The following is a 1,134-nucleotide window of genomic DNA, read 5'->3' on the forward strand; positions in this document are numbered from 1 at the left end:
GGGCTCGGGACACAGCGCCGGGGACGGGGTTTCAGGGCACGATGTCGGGACTACGGGACGCGTCGGCGGGGCCGGGGTTTCGAAGCACGCCTCCGCAACTGCGGGCCTCAGGCGCGCCGCCTGCGCCGAGGTCTCGGCGCGCGCCGCCCGCGCCGGTCGCTCGCGGGGCGGGGGCGGCGGCTCATCGCGCAGCACCTCTTCGAATGCCTGGGCGAGCCGGGGGCCGGGGCACACGCCCAGCTGCTCGGCGAGCAGTCGACGCGTGTGGTGGTAGCGCTCCACGGCCCGCGCCCGGTGGCCCGACCGGTGCAGGGCCAGGACCAGGGCGGCGGCCAGCGATTCGCGCAGCGGGTAGGCAGCCGTCTCGGCGCTCAGCTCGGCCGCCGCCCGCTCGTGCCGACCCAGCCGGGCATACCCCTCCGCCAATTGCTCCACCGCGCCGACCCGCTCCTCCTCCAGCGCGCGGGCCGCGTCCAGCAGCAGGGGGCCGGCGGTGGTCCCCGTGAGGGCGGGGCCCTGCCACAGCGCCAGCGCCTGGTGCAGCAGACGCACCGCCTCGGCGGCATCCGGCAGGGCACTGGCCCGGCGCACCAGCTCCTTGAAGCGTGCACTGTCCACCTTGACGGGCGGGGTACGCAGTTCATAGGCACCGGTGTGGGTGATCAGGTCCACGCCGTGTGCGGCACCGCCGGCCTCCGCCATGAGGGCGCGCAACTGGGAGACGTGGCCTTGGACGACCGAGCGCGCCCGAGCCGGTGGCTCGCCCTCCCACAGCGCCTTACCCAGAGCGGTGAGGAGAACGGGCCGGTTGGGCAGCAACAGCAGGGCGGCGAGCAGACTGCACCGCTTGGGCGGGCCGAGCGCCAGCCCGCCCGACTCCGTGTCGATCCCCACCGTCCCCAACAGCCTGAACTCCACCGCGCCTCCTCCGTGCTTGCCTGCAACCCGAAGAGGACAGGGAGTGACCGGAGGTTGTCACAGAGCGAGAACGCGCCGATCCCTGGCCGAAAAGGGCCACGTCAGCCCGCGCCTCAATCCCCGACCTGGGCGGGCCCTCGGGCGGGATCAGACCTGCGGCGGTCGCCCTGGCGCCGAAAGGCTATGGGGCACTGGTCCGCAACCGCCACACCACCC

1 protein-coding gene is annotated in these 1,134 nt (G+C 74.4%); it reads right to left on the reverse strand.

From position 1 onward, the window contains the following. A partial coding sequence (locus tag ACJA3G_RS37370; RefSeq protein ID WP_406557455.1) for a BTAD domain-containing putative transcriptional regulator occupies positions 1-918 on the reverse strand: 918 nt, incomplete at its 3' end. Positions 919-1,134: the final 216 nt, after the last annotated feature.

Source organism: Streptomyces sp. YS-3 (assembly GCF_045257485.1).
Classification (GTDB): domain Bacteria; phylum Actinomycetota; class Actinomycetes; order Streptomycetales; family Streptomycetaceae; genus Streptomyces.